We start from the raw sequence: 2,159 nt of genomic DNA on the forward strand, positions 1-2,159 counted from the left end.
ATGAACGGTCTCGGCTGCTGGTGGCTGGGCCGGGGCTCAGGCCGGGGCGGCTGGTGGAGCCTGTGTCGGCGGCCCAGTGGGTGCCGTGGTCGGCGGCGCGGTTGGTGCTGTCATTGAGTCTGGTCTTGGCAAAAAAGCAGCTGACGGTTTAAATAGTATTACCCATGGGTGGTGGCATTGAGTATTGTTCAAACGTTCGAGGTGGTCGGATGTGAGTGAGCAGATTCTGTCGGGCATTGGTTGTGTTCTATTGGGAGTATTTCCGCTTGTTGCCTGGTGGTTTGCGATGTTCTCCGACAGTGATTGGGGGGAGGCTGCTCGTGAGATGCTGGACGGTGCTTTCAATCTAGGTCGTAACACCGTTGCGGTGATCGAGCCTGCGGTGGGGAGTTTTCTGGTATTTGGAGGGCTGCTGTTGCTGGCTCAGGCGGCTGGCTTTGATGGCGATGACCCTGTCGCCTTGGTCTTTGGTGTGCCTGGGCTGGTGTCGTTGGTGGTGGCTGTGTTGGGTTTGGTTCCGGTGCGGTTGCCGGGGTGGATGTATCCGGAGTGGCATGAGGAGCGGCGTTGGCGTCGTCGGGAGCAGGCCGAGTGGGAGGCGAAGTACGGCTCCGACGATGAGGCTGGCTGATTAGAGCAGTCCTTCCGCGTTGCCCGAGCGGCGACGGCACTAGCGGTCTCTGCTGCTGGCTGGGCCGGTGGCCCGGTATGGGGTGGTGAGGGCTCGTTGAGGTTCGGTGACTTCCTGCCGGTGCGGGCCCGGCTCCCGCATCCCGACGGTAACACCAGTGATCCCCGGTAGTGTGGCGGGCTTGTGCAGAGACTGCCCGGGTGTGTGTGCTAGGCATGGTGGTGAACTGCCGAAGCGGGCGGACCGTGTCGTGCTATGGCTGGGAGGGAGTTGGGGTGCGTGAGTGAGACGGTGCGTGTTCGGCTGGCGCCGGGGTGGCGGCCGATGACCGCGGATGAGCTGCCTGCGGGGTTGTTGCGGGGTACGCAGGACACGGTGCGCTACATCGCGGCGGCTGTGCCCCAGACCCGCGCCTACGCGCCGAACCTGGTGGTGGTGCGCACGCCCTTGGGCGCCGGTGAGGACCCCGGTGCTGTGCTGGTGGGCTCGGGGCGGGCGATCGTGGACGCTATTGCTGGTGTGCGGATGATTGATGAGTGCCCGGCCGAGCACCTACGTGAAGGCGGCCGGCTGCGCAGCGGTATCTACATCCTTGATGAGACGGCTCTGACGTTCATGCAGCTGGCCTGGATCGAGCAGACCATGCGTGGGGGCGCCTGTTTGTGGACGGCGACCTTTACCTGCGCCACGCGCGAGTTCGGCGCCCACTTCGGTCACATGTATGAGATGAGCCAGTCCCTGGAGGTTGTGGCATGAGCTCCTTCGACGCTGAGCGTGGTGTGATGATCCTGGAGCCGGAGCAGTGGGACGTCCTTCAGAGGATGGTGACCGGTCCTGTTGCCCAGCGCGCGAACTATGCCCAGGGGGTTCTGGTGGGGCTGGAGGACATTGGGGTCATCGACCCCTATGGGCCGACGTTGGCGGCCTCGGAGGTCCTGGCCGGTGTGATGGCTGCTGATGCCCGCTACAGCCTGCGGCGGATGGATCCCAAGGATCCGGTGCCGGTGCGGGACATTGTCTTCTGGTTGAGCTCGCCGCGGTGCACCGTTGAGCGCTACGACGCTGATGGTGTCCACGTCTATGGCTGTGATGACGTCGAGGTGGCGCATATCGCCCTGGCCAATGACCATCTCTACCCCCGTCCCATGGTTGATGACGGCCCCGACGACATCTACGACACCCTGGCCGCTGCGGTGCGTCTGGCGGATGTCCGGGCCGCTGAGGCCAACATGGCCACCATCGGCTACGGCGGGCCGAGAGCCTCTCAGTTCGTGCGGGACGCTCGTGACGGGCGGTGGACGATCGTGCTTCACAGTCGGGAGGACCGGGACCGGGATCAGGGCTTCGTCCTGACCGATCAGCTGATGACCCTGGGGGTGAGCACCATGGTCTACGTCATCGAGGAGGACGACTCTGCCGTTGGTGACCCCAACGGCCCCAGCCGGGGCATCCCCCTGATCCCCGTATCCGCCACCGAGGTATGGGGACACCTATCATCATGGATGTGGGCCACCAACTAAACCAGCCC

General features: G+C 64.3%; 3 protein-coding genes. All 3 read left to right on the forward strand.

Features of this window, described 5'->3' with window-relative positions; genetic code table 11:
* Positions 1-211: 211 nt before the first annotated feature.
* The 3 genes from BKH20_RS10225 to BKH20_RS10235 all read left to right on the forward strand — a co-directional run bounded on the left by BKH20_RS10225 (position 212) and on the right by BKH20_RS10235 (position 2,151).
* Positions 212-631 carry a hypothetical protein gene (locus BKH20_RS10225; protein ID WP_075390977.1) on the forward strand — a complete coding sequence of 140 codons (420 nt, stop codon included), beginning with the start codon at positions 212-214 and terminating at the stop codon, positions 629-631.
* 279 nt (positions 632-910) lie between these two features.
* Positions 911-1,387 (forward strand): hypothetical protein, encoded by a 477-nt coding sequence (locus tag BKH20_RS10230; RefSeq protein ID WP_075390979.1) that lies wholly within the window; start codon positions 911-913, stop codon positions 1,385-1,387.
* Complete coding sequence (locus tag BKH20_RS10235) at positions 1,384-2,151, forward strand: hypothetical protein (protein ID WP_075390978.1); 768 nt, start codon at positions 1,384-1,386, stop codon at positions 2,149-2,151. Before BKH20_RS10230 ends, BKH20_RS10235 begins: the two co-directional genes overlap by 4 nt.
* Positions 2,152-2,159 lie beyond the last annotated feature (8 nt).

The organism is Actinomyces oris (assembly GCF_001937445.1).
Lineage (GTDB): Bacteria > Actinomycetota > Actinomycetes > Actinomycetales > Actinomycetaceae > Actinomyces > Actinomyces acetigenes.

Bases quoted from the DNA above. Each gene is read 5' to 3' on its own strand.
- BKH20_RS10235 (WP_075390978.1), top strand. From the start codon at position 1,384: ATGAGCTCCTTCGACGCTGAGCGTGGTGTGATGATCCTGGAGCCGGAG.